Raw genomic sequence first — 14,789 nt, 5'->3', positions numbered from 1 at the left:
CGACATTATGGCGCGTAGGTCACGGCCGCATCTTCGAGCCCGTCGATCTGAACGCGGCATGTCTGACCGCGCTTGATCGGGCCAACGCCCGCAGGGGTGCCTGTCATGATGAGGTCGCCGGGATGTAGCGTGACCAACGTCGACAAAAACGCAATGACGTCGGCGACAGGCCAGATCATATCGGACAGGTCAGCGGACTGGGTTGTGACACCGTCCACATCGCAACGAATGCGCGCACCTTCTAGATGGCCCACTTCCGAAACAGGGGCCACGGCGCCAAAGATGGCGGATTGATCAAAGCCTTTGCTCATATCCCATGGACGACGTTTTTTCTTTGCCTGTGCTTGCACATCGCGGCGGGTCAGATCGTTGCCGGTCGAATACCCCCAAACGTGGTCCAGTGCATCTGCGGCATCTATGTTCGCGCCCGACGTTTTGATCAGGACGCACAACTCGGCCTCGTGGTGCAGGTTCTCTGTCGCGACAGGAAATGGCAGCGTCGCTACGCTTGGGACGGCGGCTGTGATCGGTTTTGAGAAAAAGAAGGGCGGTTCCGCGTTTGGATCATGGCCCATTTCGCGCGCATGTTCGGCGTAGTTTCTGCCAACACAAAAAATACGGTGCAGACCGACAAAGGTGTCTGGGCTGGTTGTGGCGAGAGTGATTTCCGTCGAAGGGGGGCGTAGTGCGAGGATGGCCATGGTCAGCTCCTGAATGTTCAAGAGCAGATCATGTTACCCAAGCGCAAAGATCAAGAGGGACCGATCATAAAACAGGTTGTTCCGCGTGCTTGGAGCCTGCGACAGGCAAGATCGGCCATTTCACGGCTCAGACCTGTAAAGTTCGCGTCATAGCCGCTGTTGCGGCGTACAACACGGCGCAACGACCCGTCGAGCGTGCTCATTTCGTTCAGAGCCGTGCGCATCAGCATCCGTTCTGCACCGCGCTGGGAATTGTAACGCCCCACGTTGATCCCCCAATGAGATTCACCACTGGTCGAGACGCGCGTGACAACCTCTTGGACGGGTTGCGCGGGCGCGGCAGGGGCCGCAGGCTGGGCCGTGGCGGTAAGGGTCAAGCTGGCCGGGCGGGCTTGGGGCGTAACTGTTGGGGCCGCGGGGGCCGTTGTCGGTGCAGCAACTGCGACTTCGACGGCCTGTGCCTCTTCGACAGCCTCGAGAATATCAAGCGGGCTGACCAAGAGCTCTGGCGCAGCTGCGGGTGCTTGGATCGGACGGGCATGCGGGCGCGGGCTAGATGTTGGTGCCCGCACGACGCGGATGACCTTACCTGCTGTGCCGGGTGCGTATTCTTGGGTCGGACTTGGGGCTGATCCGCCGTTGCCAGTGTACCGTGGCAAGGATGGTCGACGGAGCGCTGCGCGCGCCGGTGCGCGGGCAAAGCCCATATCGAGAAGTTCGGCAACGCGGTCGTTGCGAGTGGCACTCGATCGACCACCAAAGACGGTCGCAATGACGCGTTCTTGGCCGCGCTCGGCAGATGCTACGAGGTTAAAGCCAGCTGCACGTGTGTAGCCTGTTTTAATGCCATCGGCGCCGCGGTAATTGCCAAGCAATCGACGGTTGGTATTGGCGACTTCACGAACGCCTGCATCAGCAGAACGGCGTGAAAACAAGTTATAATACTGCGGGTAGTCATAAATCATGTGACGTCCGAGGTTCGTCATATCGCGTGCCGTCGACATATGGCCGTTTTCGGTCAAACCATGCGCGTTCTTGAACGTCGTGCGGGACATGCCCATCGCTTCGGCTGTGCGTGTCATGCGGCGTGCGAATGCCGCCTCGGATCCAGAGATGGCAACACCGATTGCGGTGGCCGCGTCATTGGCGGATTTCACCGCAGCGCCACGAATGAGGTAGCGCAGGCGGATTTTTTGACCGGCACGTAGGCCCAATTTTGAGGGGGGCTCGTTTGCAGCGACACGTGGGATCGTAATCATCGTATCCAGTGAGAGTTCACCGCGCTCGACCGCCTGAAAAGCGATGTAGAGCGTCATCATCTTGGTCAAGGATGCGGGATGCAGTCGGGTATCGGCGTTGCGTGAGTGCAAAACCTCACCTGTGCGCGCATCAATAACCATTGCGGCATAGGGGGCTGCTGCCACCCGCACCGGAATGCTCAGGATCACAAATAGAAATAGCCCTATGCGGACGAAATGCATCAGCCGACTTGACACGTCGTTGCCTCGTTTTTAACTGCCTCGCGCCGCCAGATTGTTCTGGCTGACTTTGATTATGATCTAAACGTAGCACAGATGGCTGTTTCGGAAAAACTCTAATTTCAATGGGTTTGTAGTAATTGTTCAAGTGTGCCGGTGCATATCTAGGGGGTTGGGTGATATGGACCGCTAGATCGGCAATTAAGGCAAGAATGTGTCAGAAGTTTAGCGAAATGTGGCAATCAATTGGGGCAAATCCGCAAGTTGGGTGATTTGGTGAAATCTTGGATGGCCCAGCGGGGGCTCGGCGTGTTCGAGCGACCAATTGTAGTCGTGTGGGATATGGGTGGCCCAACCGCCCAATTCGAGCAACGGATGAACGTCTGATTTCAATGAATCTCCGACCATCATGGTTAGGGTTGGGTCTATCCCAAGGCGTGAAAACACAGCGGCATAGGTGTCGGGGGTCTTGTGACTGACAATTTCGACGGCCTCAAAGTGATCGCCAAGCCCTGATTGCGCGATCTTGCGCTCTTGGTCCAACAAATCGCCTTTGGTGATCAGGATCAGGGGGCGATGCTCGGCCAATTCTGCGACTGCGTCGGCCACACCGTCGAACAATTCGATCGGATCGGCCAACATTTGCTGCCCTGCCTCCAAAAGTTCGGCGATGACATCGCCGGTGACGCGTCCTTCGGTGACCCCGATGGCGGTTTCGATCATCGACAGGACGAACCCTTTGACCCCAAAGCCATAGTGCCCAAGATTGCGGAGTTCGGCCTCGAGCAGTCGCGCCTCTAGCGTCTCAATGTCCGCAAAAGGGGCCAAAAGCGCTGCGAATCGCGTTTGGGTCATCTGGAACATACGTTCGGTGTGCCAGAGCGTATCATCCGCATCCAAAGCAATTGTTGTCAGTTTTTCGGCCATTGTTCTCCACTCAAGTCGCACACCCTCTTTTCTTGTGGGGTACGGCCCCTATATACGTCGACAAAGGACAGCCAAACAGGGCGAACCATGCGCGTAGATCAAATCATGATGGCAGACGATCCCGGAGGAGACGACAGCGATGTCGGGCTCGCCGTTGAGACGCGCCCCAAGACCAAGCGCCCGCCCCTGTATAAGGTTATGATCCTCAACGATGACTACACCCCGATGGAGTTCGTGGTCATGGTGCTCGAGCGGTTCTTTGGGATGAACCATGCACAATCGTTCGAGCTGATGTTGACGGTTCACAAAAAGGGGCTGGCTGTTGTTGGTGTGTTTTCATACGAGATTGCCGAAACCAAAGTCGCCCAAGTGATGGACTTTGCGCAGCAGCATCAGCACCCGTTGCAATGCACGATGGAAAAAGAATAGGGCGCGCCCTGATCCTATGACAGTTTCCCGACTGACCCTCGCCGCCGATGATGGCCTGATCGCGATCCCCAGCAGCGGGACGATTGCGGTCTATCGACCTGACGCAGCCCTAGACCTGTCGGCTTTGCCGCGTGACCGGACCATCGTTGTCCATAGCTTCCGCCCCATTCATGATCTGTGGAAAGGGCGCGGTTGGACCGTTGCCGCACAAGACGCGCCTGAGGCTACGATGTCGATTGTGGCCTTGCCGCGATCCAAGGCTCACGCACGTGCCATGATTGCTGAGGCCTGCGCTAAAACGGATGGCGTCGTTGTGGTTGACGGTCAAAAGACCGAAGGCATCGACAGTCTCTACAAGGACGTGCGCAAGCGCGTGTCGGTCGTTGCGACTTTGACCAAGGCGCATGGCCGCCTGTTCGCCTTTACGGCGTCCGATGGTTTCGGGGATTGGGCAGATGCCCCAACAAAGGTTGAAGAATTCACCACCAAACCGGGTGTGTTTTCTGCTGAAAAGCTAGACCAAGGATCCAAGGCGCTGGTCGCGGCGCTGCCTGATAAGCTGCCCAAGCAGGTGGCCGATCTGGGGGCCGGCTGGGGGTATTTGTCCCAACGTATTCTAGCGATCCAAGGGATCGAGACTTTGGATTTGGTCGAGGCAGAAGAACGTGCGCTGGATTGCGCGCGGTTGAATGTCACCGATCCACGTGCACGGTTCCATTGGGAAGATGCGACAACACATGCCCCGTCAGAGCCCTATCAGATGGTTGTTATGAACCCGCCGTTTCATACCGGCCGCAGTGGCGATCCCGATATTGGCCGTGGGTTCATCATGGCTGCTGCGCGCATGTTGACCCCGCAGGGGCGTTTGCTGATGGTCGCAAACCGGCACCTGCCATACGAGGCCGTTCTATCCGAACGGTTCAAGGTTGTGGACGAGCTAGGCGGCACACCAGGCTTTAAGGTGCTGATGGCGTCACGACCCTCTCGCGTCAAAGGCTGACTTGGCGTAGTCTGCCGCGAGCACGATACTAGGAAAACAATCATGTCCTTTTCGATTTCTGGGAAAACCGCGATTGTGACGGGTGCCGCGAATGGCGTCGGTCTCGCGATTGGTCGGCATTTTGTCGATGGCGGCGCCAATGTGATGTTCGCGGATATGGACGAGGCTGGCCTGAGCAAAGAACTGGGCGAAGCCGTCGAGGACGAAGGCAATGTGCGCATGTTTGCGGGCGACCTGCGGCAAAAACTGACGATCGCCAATTTGTTGTCAGCAACGATCGATGCCTTTGATCAGGTGGATATTCTGGTGAACGCCAGCCGTCAGGTGATGATGTCCGATCCGTTGGATCCCGAAGGCGACAATGTCGAAAAGATGTTGCAGCAAAATCTGATGACATCCCTGCGGTTGTCCCAAGCGATCTCGAAGCGCATGATTAAACAGGCCGAGGGTCGCGAAGAGGGGCCGGTCGGCTCTATCATCAATCTCAGCTCGATCGCGGCGCGCCGGACCTCGCCGGAAATGTTGGCCTATTCGGTCAGCTCTGCGGCGTTGGACCAAATGACCCGCTCCATGGCCGTGGCCTTGGCGTCTGAACGGATTCGCGTAAACGCCGTCGCCTTTGGCAGCGTGATGAGCGCCAGCCTTCAAGGTGCATTGCAGGCAAACACGGATTTTCGTGATGACATCATCGACCACACGCCGCTCGCGCGGATTGCGAGCCCCGGTGAAGTGTCAGACGCGGTTCAGTACCTCGCTTCGGACGCGTCAAACTTTGTCACCGGACAAATCATCACCGTGGACGGTGGCCGAACACTCCTAGATCCTGTGAGCGCCGCTGCACACTAGCTTTCGGGATAAGTCGCCTGACATTGCCTGACTTCGGCATTTGCCTCGGCGCGGGCGCGGTCCACGCGGTCCAGCATTGAATCCAGCTTTTCCTGTTCGGCATTCAGGTCAATCGCGCGTGGGACGCGGGTCGTATAGGTTTCGGCCTCGGAACACGTCTGTGTCACCTCTTCGCCGCTCTCGGTTGTCGCGGTGCACAGGTAGGTCCGCTCGCGCACCTGTTGAACGCGATCCACGGCGAATCCTCGTTCCACATTTCTTTTGGTCTCAACAATCAACCGCTTCAGCGTTCGGACCTCTTTGGTCACTTGAGAAATGCAACGTTCCTGTTCTGTGGCGCAGGCCATGAGAATCAAGGGGCGGCGAGCAAAGCGTGGCGCATGTGGGGCTCCAAATTTCCGTATCAGATTGGCGATAACACAGTCGCACTGTCTAAATAACGGTGCTAAAAACTGTCAATAATCGAGGACATTACACATGACCGACATGTTATCCGATAACAAAGCCCGCGCCGCCCAATGGTTCCGTGAATTGCGGGATCAGATCGTAGCGCGTTTTGTTGAATTTGAAAACACACAGGTCGCTGGACCCTTTGTAGATCAGCCGGTTGGCGCGTTCGAAGTGACCGCAACAACCCGCACGTCTGATGATGGATCAGACGCAGGCGGCGGCGAGATGAGCGTCATGCGTGGTGGCCGCGTGTTTGAAAAAGTCGGTGTGAACATCTCGACGGTCTACGGAACTCTGGCACCCCGCGCACAGGCTGCTATGGCCGCGCGCAAGGGTATTCCTGGCATGGTAGACGATCCACGGTTCTGGGCGTCGGGCATCAGCCTCGTTGCGCATATGCAAAACCCCCATGTTCCAGCAGTTCATATGAATACGCGAATGTTCTGGACCCCGCATGCATGGTGGTTTGGCGGGGGATCCGATTTAAACCCGTGTTTGGAATATGACGACGACACCGCCCATTTTCATGCCACGCAAAAAGAGCACCTCGATCCGCATGGTGCCGATCTATATCCGCGGCTCAAAGAATGGGCAGACGAATATTTCTATATTCTGCACCGCCACCGCGCCCGTGGGGTTGGTGGTATCTTTATGGATGATCATTGCACCGGAGATTGGGAGGCAGATTTTGCCCTGACACAAGACATTGGGCGCGCTTTTCTGCCAGCTTACGCTCCGCTGGTTGAGAAACGCCGCAACGATCCGTGGGGTGACGAGGAAAAGCACGCACAACTGGTTCATCGCGGTCTCTATGCCGAATATAATTTGGTCTATGATCGCGGGACCAAGTTCGGTCTTGAAACCGGTCACGATGCGAATGCGGTCTTGATGAGCCTGCCGCCTCTGGCCAAATGGGTTTAGGCCCGTCCTGACGGCCGCGCTGCCCTAGCGGGCTTCGCGGACCGTATCGATCATCAGTTGCACATTCTCTGGATCGGCATCTGGTGTGATTCCGTGGCCGAGGTTGAAAATATGTGGCCCACCTTTGAACGCATCAACAATGCGGCGTGTCTCGGACACCAGTGCATCGCCGCCTGTGACCATGTGGCTAGATTTCAGATTGCCCTGAATACAACCGTCGACCTGCACGTGTTTGGCAGCCCATTCAGCGGTCACTCCATCGTCTAACGCCACACAGTCGGCGCCTGTCGCGGCATGAAGACCGACGTAAGCCTCGCCCGCGCCACGCGGGAAGGCGATGATTGGAACGCCGGGATGCTTGGCCTTGAGGGCCGCGATGATTTTGATCGCTGGTGCAATCGCAAAATCTTGGAAATCTTGTGCGGACAATGATCCTGCCCAGCTGTCAAAGATTTTGACGACTTCGGCGCCAGCCTCGATCTGGGCCGACATATAATTAATCGTGGCGTCCGTGATGAGATCAAGCAGGGCAACAAAGACCTCGCGATTCTCGTTCTTGAGCGCATGTGCGGGACCTTGGTCTGGGGTCCCTTGGCCCGCGATCATGTAGGTGGCGACTGTCCAAGGAGCGCCAGCAAAACCGATCAGCGTCGTTTCAGATGGCAGTTCACGCGACAGGATGCGCACCGTTTCATAGACAGGCGACAGGTGGTAGTGGATGTCGGTCGCTGGCTTTAGTTTCTTGAGATCGTCGGCGGATGTGACTGTCGATAAACGGGGACCTTCGCCCGTGACGAACCATAGATCGGCACCCAAAGCCTGAGGTATCAGCAAAATATCGGCAAAGAGAATCGCCGCATCAAACCCGTAGCGGCGAATAGGCTGCAGCGTGACCTCGGCGGCAAGCTCGGGATTGTAGCACAGCGACAGAAAATCACCGGCTTGGGCTCGTGTCGCGCGATATTCGGGCAAATAGCGGCCCGCCTGACGCATCATCCAAATGGGAGGTGTGGGAAGTGTTTCGCCTGCAAGAGCCCGTAGGATGGTCTTGGTCATAATGTCGTCCTCTTGATCGATTTCTTTCTACTTATCGAACGCAACAACAGTTGTCTGATTTTTCTGACAGGACTAAACATGTTGTTATGACGCTTACTCTCCCCACTCCGCAGAGCCCCCTAAATATTGGCACCCGTGGGTCGCCATTGGCCCTAGCACAAGCATATGAGACACGCGCGCGACTTAGCGCCGCGTTCGATTTGCCGTCCGAGGCATTCACGATCGTAGTGATCAAAACGACTGGCGACAGGATCATTGATCGCCCTCTCAAGGAAATTGGGGGCAAGGGGTTGTTCACCCGCGAGATCGAGGACGCGATGTTGCAAGGCGATATCGACATTGCTGTCCACTCGATGAAGGACATGCCCGTGTTGCAGCCGGATGGTTTGCTAATCGACACATACCTGCCGCGTGAAGACAACCGTGATGCGTTCATTGCACTTGATGGGAGCGGACTAAAGGATTTGGCAGAGGGCGCGACTGTCGGAACATCCAGTTTGCGTCGCCATGCACAGCTGATGAATCGCCGTCCCGACCTGAACATCGTCGAGTTCCGTGGCAATTTGCAAACCCGTCTCAAGAAGTTGGGCGATGGCGTTGCCGAGGCGACATTCCTCGCCATGGCAGGTCTCAACCGGCTGAAAATGGACGACGTGCCACGAACCGCGATTGAAACCGACGACATGCTGCCAGCGGTTGCCCAAGGTGCGATTGGGATCGAACGCCGCGCTGACGATAGCCGGATGGCCGAAATGCTCGAAGCGATCCACGACGGCCCAACCGGCCAACGGCTCGCGGCCGAACGCGCGTTTCTCAAAGCACTCGATGGGTCCTGCGAGACGCCAATTGCTGGTCTTGCCGAACTGAATGGCGGCATATTGTATTTGCGCGGTGAAGTGTTGCGGGTTGATGGTTCTGACACCGTCTATGACGCGGCCAGCGGCCCGATCGAAGACGGCGCAGAAATGGGCCGCGTGATGGCGGCTAAATTGCTGGCAGAGGCTGGCGAAGGTTTCTTTGACTGGCGCTAGGCTGGTGGGATCACCTTGCCAGGATTCAAGATATTATGTGGATCAAGCGCCGTCTTGATTTGCCGCATTGTGGCCAGTGCGACCCTGTCCTTGCGACGTGCCATCGACGCCAGTTTCGAAAGACCGATTCCATGCTCGGCCGAAAAGCTGCCGCCCAATTGACGTGTCAGGTCTTCGACAGTTTCGACGATCTTATCCTTGAGCGCTGCATCGCGTGAGCTGGGGTAGATGGTGTAGTGAATATTTCCGTCACCTAAATGGCTGATCGAAATATCCGTAGCGCCCGCATCCACGGCTTGGACCATACCCGTTGCGCGGTCCAAGAAGGACGCGACTTGGTCTAAGGGAACCGCAATGTCGTTGTTGATGATCGGATCATAGTGCAGCACGACCTCGGCTGCAGCCTCGCGGCGCGCCCACATTTCGACCCGTTGCGCCTCGTTTTGGGCTACAACTGCGTCGACAAGACGGCCTGTTTCAAACTCTTCCGCGAGAACGGTTTCCAGCGCCTCGATGATTGGCACTACACCATTTTCGTCAGGTGTGGCATCTCGTTTCGCCGTCGCAGCCACTTCGATCATCACGGTGATTGGATGATCGGTTTCAAACGGCGCGCGGGCGTCAGGAAACTTGGCCATATGCATGTCGATGTAGGCCTTTGGCATGAATTCAAAGGCTTCTACCGTGCCACCTGTTGCGGATTGCACAGCATTCAAAACCGATAGGGCTGCAGACATGTTGGCAGGTGCAATCATTGCGGTTGCATAGGCACGCGGTTTCGGAACCAAACGCAACACAGCCGCTGTGATGATCCCAAGCGTGCCCTCGGCGCCGATCACCAAATCACGCAGGTTAAGACCAGAGTTGTCTTTGTGCAGTTCGCTCATCAAATCCATGATCTGACCGTCGGCCATGACCACCTCTAGCCCAAGACATTGCTCGCGTGTGTTGCCGTAGCGCACAACGTTTGAACCGCCAGCATTTGTGGACAGAATTCCGCCAATTTGCGCTGACCCTTTGGCACCAAATGTGACCGGAAAAATCAGGTCATGTTCGTCAGCGGCATCATGGATTGCAGATAGGATGACCCCAGCCTCGACGATCGCGACTTGTGCATCGGGCTTGATGGTCCGGACACGGTTTAGTCGTTCCAGCGAGAGCATCAGCGCACCTTCGGCATAGGTGCCACCAGCAAGACCGGTGTTGCCTGAAACAGGAACAACCGGTGTCTTGGTCGAATGGGCCAGCGCCATGATCGCGCTGACCTCTTGGGTGTTTGCAGGGCGGACGACGGCGATCGGATTGGACTTATAGGTCCCAATCCAATCGGTGCTCCACTTGTTCATATCGCTGCCGGTTACGACCTGCGCCGCACCCACAACGCCACTTAGCTGTTCGATCAGTGTCATGTATCCCTCTTTTGCCGGCGACTAAAAGGGATTGCAGCGCCGATTGCTAGGACTGTTTGCAGCCTACGATCGCATCGGCACCTGCGCGCAACATGTCACCATAGAGATCGGCACCCAAGGGGAGGGTGCTACCCAAAATGTCAAACATGTTGGATGTCACATCACGGCCTTCGAACACTGTCGCAATCAGGCGGGTGTCAAACTGCGGCTCAGTCAGGACACAGGCAATGCCGTCCCCTTCGATATGTTCGCGCAGTTCTGTCAGGTGGGCCGCACTTGGTTGATCTGCATCGCTGTCGAGCAAAGCACCTCCGTTAGACAGGCCGTAGTGGTTGGTGAAGTAGGTAAACGCGTCGTGGTATGTGATGAACGGGACGTCCTGAACAGGCGCCAGTGTCGCGGCCAATTGGTCGTTCAACGCGATCAAATCGGCCTTGGCCACGGATGCGTTTGCCGCATAGGTCGCTGCGTTTTCGGGGGTCTGTTTCTGAGAGATGCAGAACAATTTCATCCAGCCACGCGACCGCATTAATCGGGTCTAGCCATGCGTGCGCATCAATGTTGTGGCTCTCTTCCTCTTTATCATCGTGCTCATCGTGCTCATCGTGCTCATCGTCATGATCGTCATGATCGTCATGATCGTCATGTTCGTCGTCGTGTTCGTCATGCTCATCCGCGTGCTCGTCTTCATGAGCGCCGTGGCTGTGATCATGGCCGCCTTCAATTGCTTCGGGGGCATCGAGTTCTAGTAGGATAATCGATGTGGCATCTGGTGCTAGCTTTGGAATGCTATCGTCCAAAAATGGTGTCAGGCCTGAGCCGATCCAGACAACGATGTCGGAATCTTGCAATGCTTGTGCTTGGGATGGGCGCATTGCCGCGTCATGCGGCGAAATGCCTTGGGCCAACAGAAGCGTCGGCGCGCCGAGGTCTCCCATGACCATGCTGACCAACGACGCGACTGGCGCGATGTCAGCCGAGACATTTGGAACATCAGCAGATGCGATGGTAGGGACGAGAGCGAAAGGAAGGAGGGCAGAGCGCATGATTCACTATATGAAATATTGTAACAGTCGGCGGTCTGATATAAGGTATGTTATAACATATTATCCCATGGCTAGGAAATTTGATGGCTGCCACTGGATTCCAAACCCACGATCATAATCAATGCGTATCCTCGGCGGTTGCTGAAGCCCAAGTGCAATGCGCCGAACTCAAGCTACAACTGACCCCTGTCCGGTTGCGCGTGCTCGAGATTTTGCTGTCAGAGCACAACGCATTGGGTGCCTATGATATCCTTGCAATCCTTGGTGCCGAGGGTTTGGGGTCTCAACCACCTGTAGCCTACCGCGCATTGGATTTTCTCGTGGCCAATGGGTTTGCTCACAAGATTGAGCGTTTGAATGCCTATGTCGCCTGCGCCCATCCGGGCGAGGCTCATGCACCTGCGTTTATGATTTGCCGTAGCTGTGACGCGGTGGCCGAAGCAAGCGAGCCGATCGAGAATGGTCCGCTAGAACACGCAGCAGTAGCAGCAAGTTTTGAAATCAAGCGCACCGTTCTCGAGGTCGAAGGCCTATGCCCAGCTGCAAAGATGACAAACAATGACCGGTCTTCTTTCAGCCAAAGGGCTAACCGTCATTCTTGGGGGGCACACGGCGCTCAGGAATGTCGATTTTGTTATTTCAAAAGGTGAAATCGTGGCTGTTGTTGGCCCGAACGGTTCGGGAAAAACAACATTGATCAGGGCACTCGTCGGTGCAGTGCAACCATCGTCCGGCACGATCGTCAAGGACGCGAACCTGCGCATTGGCTACGTTCCACAGCGGCTCACGATTGACCCAACTCTCCCCATGACTGTCGGCCGCTTTCTTAATCTGCCAACGCGACGGTCTAAATCCGAAGTGCAAGACGCACTCGAGAATGCAGGGGTCGGGGGAATTTCTAAACGGCAGATGACTGCGCTCTCTGGGGGGCAGTTTCAACGCGTCCTCTTGGCCCGTGCGGTTCTTGAAAAACCCCATCTGTTGATTTTGGACGAACCGACGACAGGTTTGGATCAACCAGGGTCCGCAGACTTTTACCGCCAGATCGAAGAGGTGCGCAGCAACTTGAACTGTGCCGTTCTGATGGTCAGCCACGAACTGCATGTTGTGATGAGCGCATCTGACCGTGTCGTTTGCCTGAACGGGCATGTGTGTTGTCACGGGACACCGGACATCTTCGCTTCGGCACCAGAATATCGCGCCCTGTTCGGCAGCGGCACCCAAGGAGCGCTGGCGCTCTACCGGCACGACCATGATCACCACCACAATCACGATGAATGCGACCACTAATGTTTGATGATTTTCAATTCCGCGCCATCCTTGCTGGGGTTGGTGTTGCGATTGCCGCTGCACCTCTTGGATGTTTTGTCGTCTGGCGGCGTATGGCCTATTTCGGCGATGCGACAGCAAACGCGGCGATCCTCGGGGTCGCATTGTCATTGGCGCTTTCGGTTTCGGTGTTTGCAGGGGCTCTAACGATTGCCTTTTTTATGGCGTTGACGGTGAACGCGCTCTCAGGACGTGGGTTTGCAATGGACACGTTGCTCGGGGTTATGGCGCATTTGGCGCTCGCCTTTGGTCTCGTGGCTGTGTCGTTCATTCAAGGTGTTCGGCTTGATCTGATGGCCTACCTCTTTGGCGACATTCTTGCTGTGGGGCGTGTTGATCTGGCCGTTATCTGGGGTGGTGCACTGTCTGTGTTTGCGCTTCTGGCTTGGTGGTGGACGGCCCTATTAACGGCAACGCTTAACCCTGATCTGGCCCATGCCAGTGGTTTTAATCCCAAACGCGAACAACTGATCCTGACGCTCTGTCTGGCGGTTGTCGTAGCGGTCGCGATCAAAGTGGTCGGTGTGTTGTTGATCGCCGCCCTGTTGATCATTCCGGCGGCCGCGGCACGACCTATCAGCACCTCGCCCGAACGCATGGCCGCCACGGCAGGCGTGATCGGAGTGGGCTCAGCCATCGGCGGGCTTCATATGTCATTGTGGTACGACACGCCGGCAGGCCCCAGCATCGTCTGTGTCGCGACGGTGATGTTCATCGTGACCAATCTGATTGGAACGGCGCGCGGCATTGGTGCCTAGGCGGGCATAAAAAAGGCCCCCACCATCTCAGGCGGGGGCCCAATTGATCTAAACGGGATCGCTTAGTCCATTTCTTGTGGCAGAACGAGGTTCAGCACGATTGCGACGATCGCAGTCGGGGCCACCGCAGATGTTGCCAGTGTCTTAACAACACCTGGCAGGTACTGGACAGCGCTTGGAACCAGGTTGAGACCCAGACCAGCAGCGAGCGATACCGCGATGATGATCATGTTCCGACGGTTCATTTTGACCTCGGTCAACATGTTCAGACCAGCCGCAGCCACCATACCAAACATCACGATCACACCACCGCCCAGAACGGGCAGAGGCATAGATGCGATGATCGCGCCGATTTTCGGGATCAGACCACAGACGATCATGATCAGACCAGCAACTGTGACAACGTGACGGCTCATGACGCCTGTCATTCCGACGATGCCAACGTTCTGGCTGAACGATGTGTTCGGCAGACCGCCAAAGACGCCAGCAACTGCTGTGCCCAGACCGTCGGCGTATGTTGCGCCTGCGATCTCTTTGTCAGTCGCGTCACGACCTGCGCCGGCTTTGGTTGTGGCCGATGCGTCGCCCACAGTTTCAATCGCCGAAACGATCGAGACCAAGGTGACAGCAATCACTGCACCGAGGCTGAATTCAAAGCCGTATGGCAGAGGCTTGATCGATGTGACCCATGCGGCTTTGCCGACGGCACCAAAGTTCACCATGCCCAGCGCGAATGCCAGTGCGTAACCGGCAAGCAGGCCGATCAGGATTGCAGCGTTCGAGACGAACCCTTTGGTGAAGAACTTCACCAACAAGGACACGATCACAACGGTCAGAGCGACCGACCAGTGCATCAACGAGCCAAAGCTTTCAGCTTCCATCTGGAATGTCGCTGCGCCACCCGCTGCGTATTTGATCGCAACTGGCATGAGGTACAGACCAATGGCCAAAATGACCAAGCCTGTGATCAGTGGTGGGAACAAGAAACGCAGGTTCTGGATCACAGCACCCAACAGGAAGTGGATTGCACCACCGATGATACAAGCGGTCAGTGCTACGCCCAAACCTTGGGTCGCGGCGATACCGGCCAGAACACCAACAAACGCAAAGGATGTACCCTGCATGATTGGCAGACGCGCGCCGACAGGGCCCACACCGACGGTTTGAAACAGCGTTGCGATACCAGCAAACAACATCGCCATCTGGATCAGATAGATCTGCTCGGGGCCGCCAAAGGCGAGGCCAGCAGCACCAGCAACGATGATGGATGGTGTGACGTTAGAGGCGAACATCGCCAATACGTGTTGTAGGCCCAGAGGCACTGTTTGCCCCATGGGGGGTGTTGTGTTGGGGTCTGAATAAGCACCCAGATTTGTGTCAGTCATTGTCTTTCCCTCGTTGGTCTTTC

Annotated in this window: 16 protein-coding genes and 1 pseudogene; 8 read left to right on the top strand and 9 right to left on the bottom strand. The window is 56.4% G+C overall.

The features are described 5' to 3' along the window. Positions 1 to 5 precede the first annotated feature (5 nt). From TR2A62_RS09355 to TR2A62_RS09345, 3 genes are all read right to left on the bottom strand, one after another. Positions 6 to 701 carry a fumarylacetoacetate hydrolase family protein gene (locus TR2A62_RS09355; RefSeq protein WP_009158394.1) on the bottom strand — a complete coding sequence of 232 codons (696 nt, stop codon included), beginning with the start codon at positions 699 to 701 and terminating at the stop codon, positions 6 to 8. Between the two features lie 50 nt (positions 702 to 751). Then, complete coding sequence (locus tag TR2A62_RS09350) at positions 752 to 2,182, bottom strand: D-alanyl-D-alanine carboxypeptidase family protein (protein ID WP_040820553.1); 1,431 nt, start codon at positions 2,180 to 2,182, stop codon at positions 752 to 754. Positions 2,183 to 2,404: 222 nt separating this feature from the next. Continuing rightward, on the bottom strand, positions 2,405 to 3,106 hold the full coding sequence (locus tag TR2A62_RS09345; protein ID WP_009160510.1) for an HAD family hydrolase: 702 nt from the start codon (positions 3,104 to 3,106) through the stop codon (positions 2,405 to 2,407). 87 nt (positions 3,107 to 3,193) lie between these two features. Here TR2A62_RS09345 and clpS point away from each other — a divergent pair, with 87 nt between their 5' ends. From clpS to TR2A62_RS09330, 3 genes are read left to right on the top strand one after another with little or no spacing between them, the layout of a single operon-like run. Further along, complete coding sequence (clpS, locus tag TR2A62_RS09340) at positions 3,194 to 3,535, top strand: ATP-dependent Clp protease adapter ClpS (RefSeq protein ID WP_009160886.1); 342 nt, start codon at positions 3,194 to 3,196, stop codon at positions 3,533 to 3,535. Between the two features lie 16 nt (positions 3,536 to 3,551). Then, entirely contained in the window at positions 3,552 to 4,535 is a 984-nt protein-coding gene (locus tag TR2A62_RS09335; RefSeq protein ID WP_009159853.1) for a class I SAM-dependent methyltransferase, read from the top strand. A gap of 42 nt (positions 4,536 to 4,577) precedes the next feature. Further along, positions 4,578 to 5,381 carry an SDR family NAD(P)-dependent oxidoreductase gene (locus TR2A62_RS09330; RefSeq protein WP_009157399.1) on the top strand — a complete coding sequence of 268 codons (804 nt, stop codon included), beginning with the start codon at positions 4,578 to 4,580 and terminating at the stop codon, positions 5,379 to 5,381. Here the strand turns inward: TR2A62_RS09330 and TR2A62_RS09325 are convergent. Continuing rightward, entirely contained in the window at positions 5,378 to 5,617 is a 240-nt protein-coding gene (locus tag TR2A62_RS09325; protein WP_009158371.1) for a hypothetical protein, read from the bottom strand. The two genes, TR2A62_RS09330 and TR2A62_RS09325, sit on opposite strands and share 4 nt — an antisense overlap. Positions 5,618 to 5,858: 241 nt before the next feature. On the opposite strand from TR2A62_RS09325, the gene hemF reads away from it, so the two are divergent. Further along, positions 5,859 to 6,752 carry an oxygen-dependent coproporphyrinogen oxidase gene (hemF, locus tag TR2A62_RS09320; RefSeq protein WP_009158704.1) on the top strand — a complete coding sequence of 298 codons (894 nt, stop codon included), beginning with the start codon at positions 5,859 to 5,861 and terminating at the stop codon, positions 6,750 to 6,752. Between the two features lie 24 nt (positions 6,753 to 6,776). Here the strand turns inward: hemF and hemE are convergent, their stop codons facing one another. Continuing rightward, positions 6,777 to 7,808 carry a uroporphyrinogen decarboxylase gene (gene hemE / locus TR2A62_RS09315; RefSeq protein ID WP_009157867.1) on the bottom strand — a complete coding sequence of 344 codons (1,032 nt, stop codon included), beginning with the start codon at positions 7,806 to 7,808 and terminating at the stop codon, positions 6,777 to 6,779. Positions 7,809 to 7,894: 86 nt separating this feature from the next. Between hemE and hemC the strand changes: the two genes are divergently transcribed. Beyond that, positions 7,895 to 8,839: a hydroxymethylbilane synthase gene (gene hemC / locus TR2A62_RS09310; protein WP_040820549.1), complete on the top strand. Its 945-nt coding sequence runs from the start codon at positions 7,895 to 7,897 to the stop codon at positions 8,837 to 8,839. Here hemC and TR2A62_RS09305 read toward each other — a convergent pair. From TR2A62_RS09305 to TR2A62_RS19545, 3 genes and pseudogenes are all read right to left on the bottom strand, one after another. Beyond that, complete coding sequence (locus tag TR2A62_RS09305) at positions 8,836 to 10,248, bottom strand: FAD-binding oxidoreductase (protein ID WP_009158547.1); 1,413 nt, start codon at positions 10,246 to 10,248, stop codon at positions 8,836 to 8,838. The two genes, hemC and TR2A62_RS09305, sit on opposite strands and share 4 nt — an antisense overlap. A gap of 46 nt (positions 10,249 to 10,294) precedes the next feature. Continuing rightward, positions 10,295 to 10,759 (bottom strand): metal ABC transporter solute-binding protein, Zn/Mn family, encoded by a 465-nt coding sequence (locus TR2A62_RS19380; protein WP_255346159.1) that lies wholly within the window; start codon positions 10,757 to 10,759, stop codon positions 10,295 to 10,297. A 37-nt stretch (positions 10,760 to 10,796) separates the two neighbouring features. Beyond that, positions 10,797 to 11,186 (bottom strand): annotated as a pseudogene (locus tag TR2A62_RS19545) (metal ABC transporter solute-binding protein, Zn/Mn family); the annotation flags it as partial. A gap of 191 nt (positions 11,187 to 11,377) precedes the next feature. Between TR2A62_RS19545 and TR2A62_RS09295 the strand changes: the two are divergent. From TR2A62_RS09295 to TR2A62_RS09285, 3 genes are read left to right on the top strand one after another with little or no spacing between them, the layout of a single operon-like run. After that, on the top strand, positions 11,378 to 11,944 hold the full coding sequence (locus TR2A62_RS09295) for a Fur family transcriptional regulator (protein ID WP_009159020.1): 567 nt from the start codon (positions 11,378 to 11,380) through the stop codon (positions 11,942 to 11,944). After that, a complete protein-coding gene (locus TR2A62_RS09290; protein WP_040820546.1) occupies positions 11,853 to 12,584 on the top strand; it encodes a metal ABC transporter ATP-binding protein in 732 nt (243 codons plus the stop codon). Before TR2A62_RS09295 ends, TR2A62_RS09290 begins: the two co-directional genes overlap by 92 nt. Beyond that, positions 12,584 to 13,381 carry a metal ABC transporter permease gene (locus TR2A62_RS09285; protein WP_009160531.1) on the top strand — a complete coding sequence of 266 codons (798 nt, stop codon included), beginning with the start codon at positions 12,584 to 12,586 and terminating at the stop codon, positions 13,379 to 13,381. The genes TR2A62_RS09290 and TR2A62_RS09285 overlap by 1 nt, the downstream gene beginning before the upstream one ends. Positions 13,382 to 13,443: 62 nt before the next feature. Here TR2A62_RS09285 and TR2A62_RS09280 read toward each other — a convergent pair whose 3' ends face one another. After that, positions 13,444 to 14,766, bottom strand: coding sequence for a uracil-xanthine permease family protein (locus tag TR2A62_RS09280; protein ID WP_009158038.1), 1,323 nt, complete (start codon positions 14,764 to 14,766; stop codon positions 13,444 to 13,446). Between the last annotated feature and the right edge of the window lie 23 nt (positions 14,767 to 14,789).

It is taken from the genome of Thalassobium sp. R2A62 (assembly GCF_000161835.1).
In the GTDB taxonomy this organism is placed as follows: Bacteria; Pseudomonadota; Alphaproteobacteria; order Rhodobacterales; family Rhodobacteraceae; genus Thalassobium.
The sequence above is the reverse complement of the archived record's forward strand: the minus strand, read 5'-3'. Positions and strand labels throughout refer to the sequence as shown.

Coding starts and splice junctions, on each gene's coding strand:
- TR2A62_RS09355 (WP_009158394.1), bottom strand. CDS start 701: ATGGCCATCCTCGCACTACGCCCCCCTTCGACGGAAATCACTCTCGCC.
- TR2A62_RS09350 (WP_040820553.1), bottom strand. CDS start 2,182: ATGCATTTCGTCCGCATAGGGCTATTTCTATTTGTGATCCTGAGCATT.
- TR2A62_RS09345 (WP_009160510.1), bottom strand. CDS start 3,106: ATGGCCGAAAAACTGACAACAATTGCTTTGGATGCGGATGATACGCTC.
- clpS (WP_009160886.1), top strand. CDS start 3,194: ATGCGCGTAGATCAAATCATGATGGCAGACGATCCCGGAGGAGACGAC.
- TR2A62_RS09335 (WP_009159853.1), top strand. CDS start 3,552: ATGACAGTTTCCCGACTGACCCTCGCCGCCGATGATGGCCTGATCGCG.
- TR2A62_RS09330 (WP_009157399.1), top strand. CDS start 4,578: ATGTCCTTTTCGATTTCTGGGAAAACCGCGATTGTGACGGGTGCCGCG.
- hemF (WP_009158704.1), top strand. CDS start 5,859: ATGACCGACATGTTATCCGATAACAAAGCCCGCGCCGCCCAATGGTTC.
- hemE (WP_009157867.1), bottom strand. CDS start 7,808: ATGACCAAGACCATCCTACGGGCTCTTGCAGGCGAAACACTTCCCACA.
- hemC (WP_040820549.1), top strand. CDS start 7,895: ATGACGCTTACTCTCCCCACTCCGCAGAGCCCCCTAAATATTGGCACC.
- TR2A62_RS09305 (WP_009158547.1), bottom strand. CDS start 10,248: ATGACACTGATCGAACAGCTAAGTGGCGTTGTGGGTGCGGCGCAGGTC.
- TR2A62_RS19380 (WP_255346159.1), bottom strand. CDS start 10,759: ATGAAATTGTTCTGCATCTCTCAGAAACAGACCCCCGAAAACGCAGCG.
- TR2A62_RS09295 (WP_009159020.1), top strand. CDS start 11,378: ATGGCTGCCACTGGATTCCAAACCCACGATCATAATCAATGCGTATCC.
- TR2A62_RS09290 (WP_040820546.1), top strand. CDS start 11,853: ATGACCGGTCTTCTTTCAGCCAAAGGGCTAACCGTCATTCTTGGGGGG.
- TR2A62_RS09285 (WP_009160531.1), top strand. CDS start 12,584: ATGTTTGATGATTTTCAATTCCGCGCCATCCTTGCTGGGGTTGGTGTT.
- TR2A62_RS09280 (WP_009158038.1), bottom strand. CDS start 14,766: ATGACTGACACAAATCTGGGTGCTTATTCAGACCCCAACACAACACCC.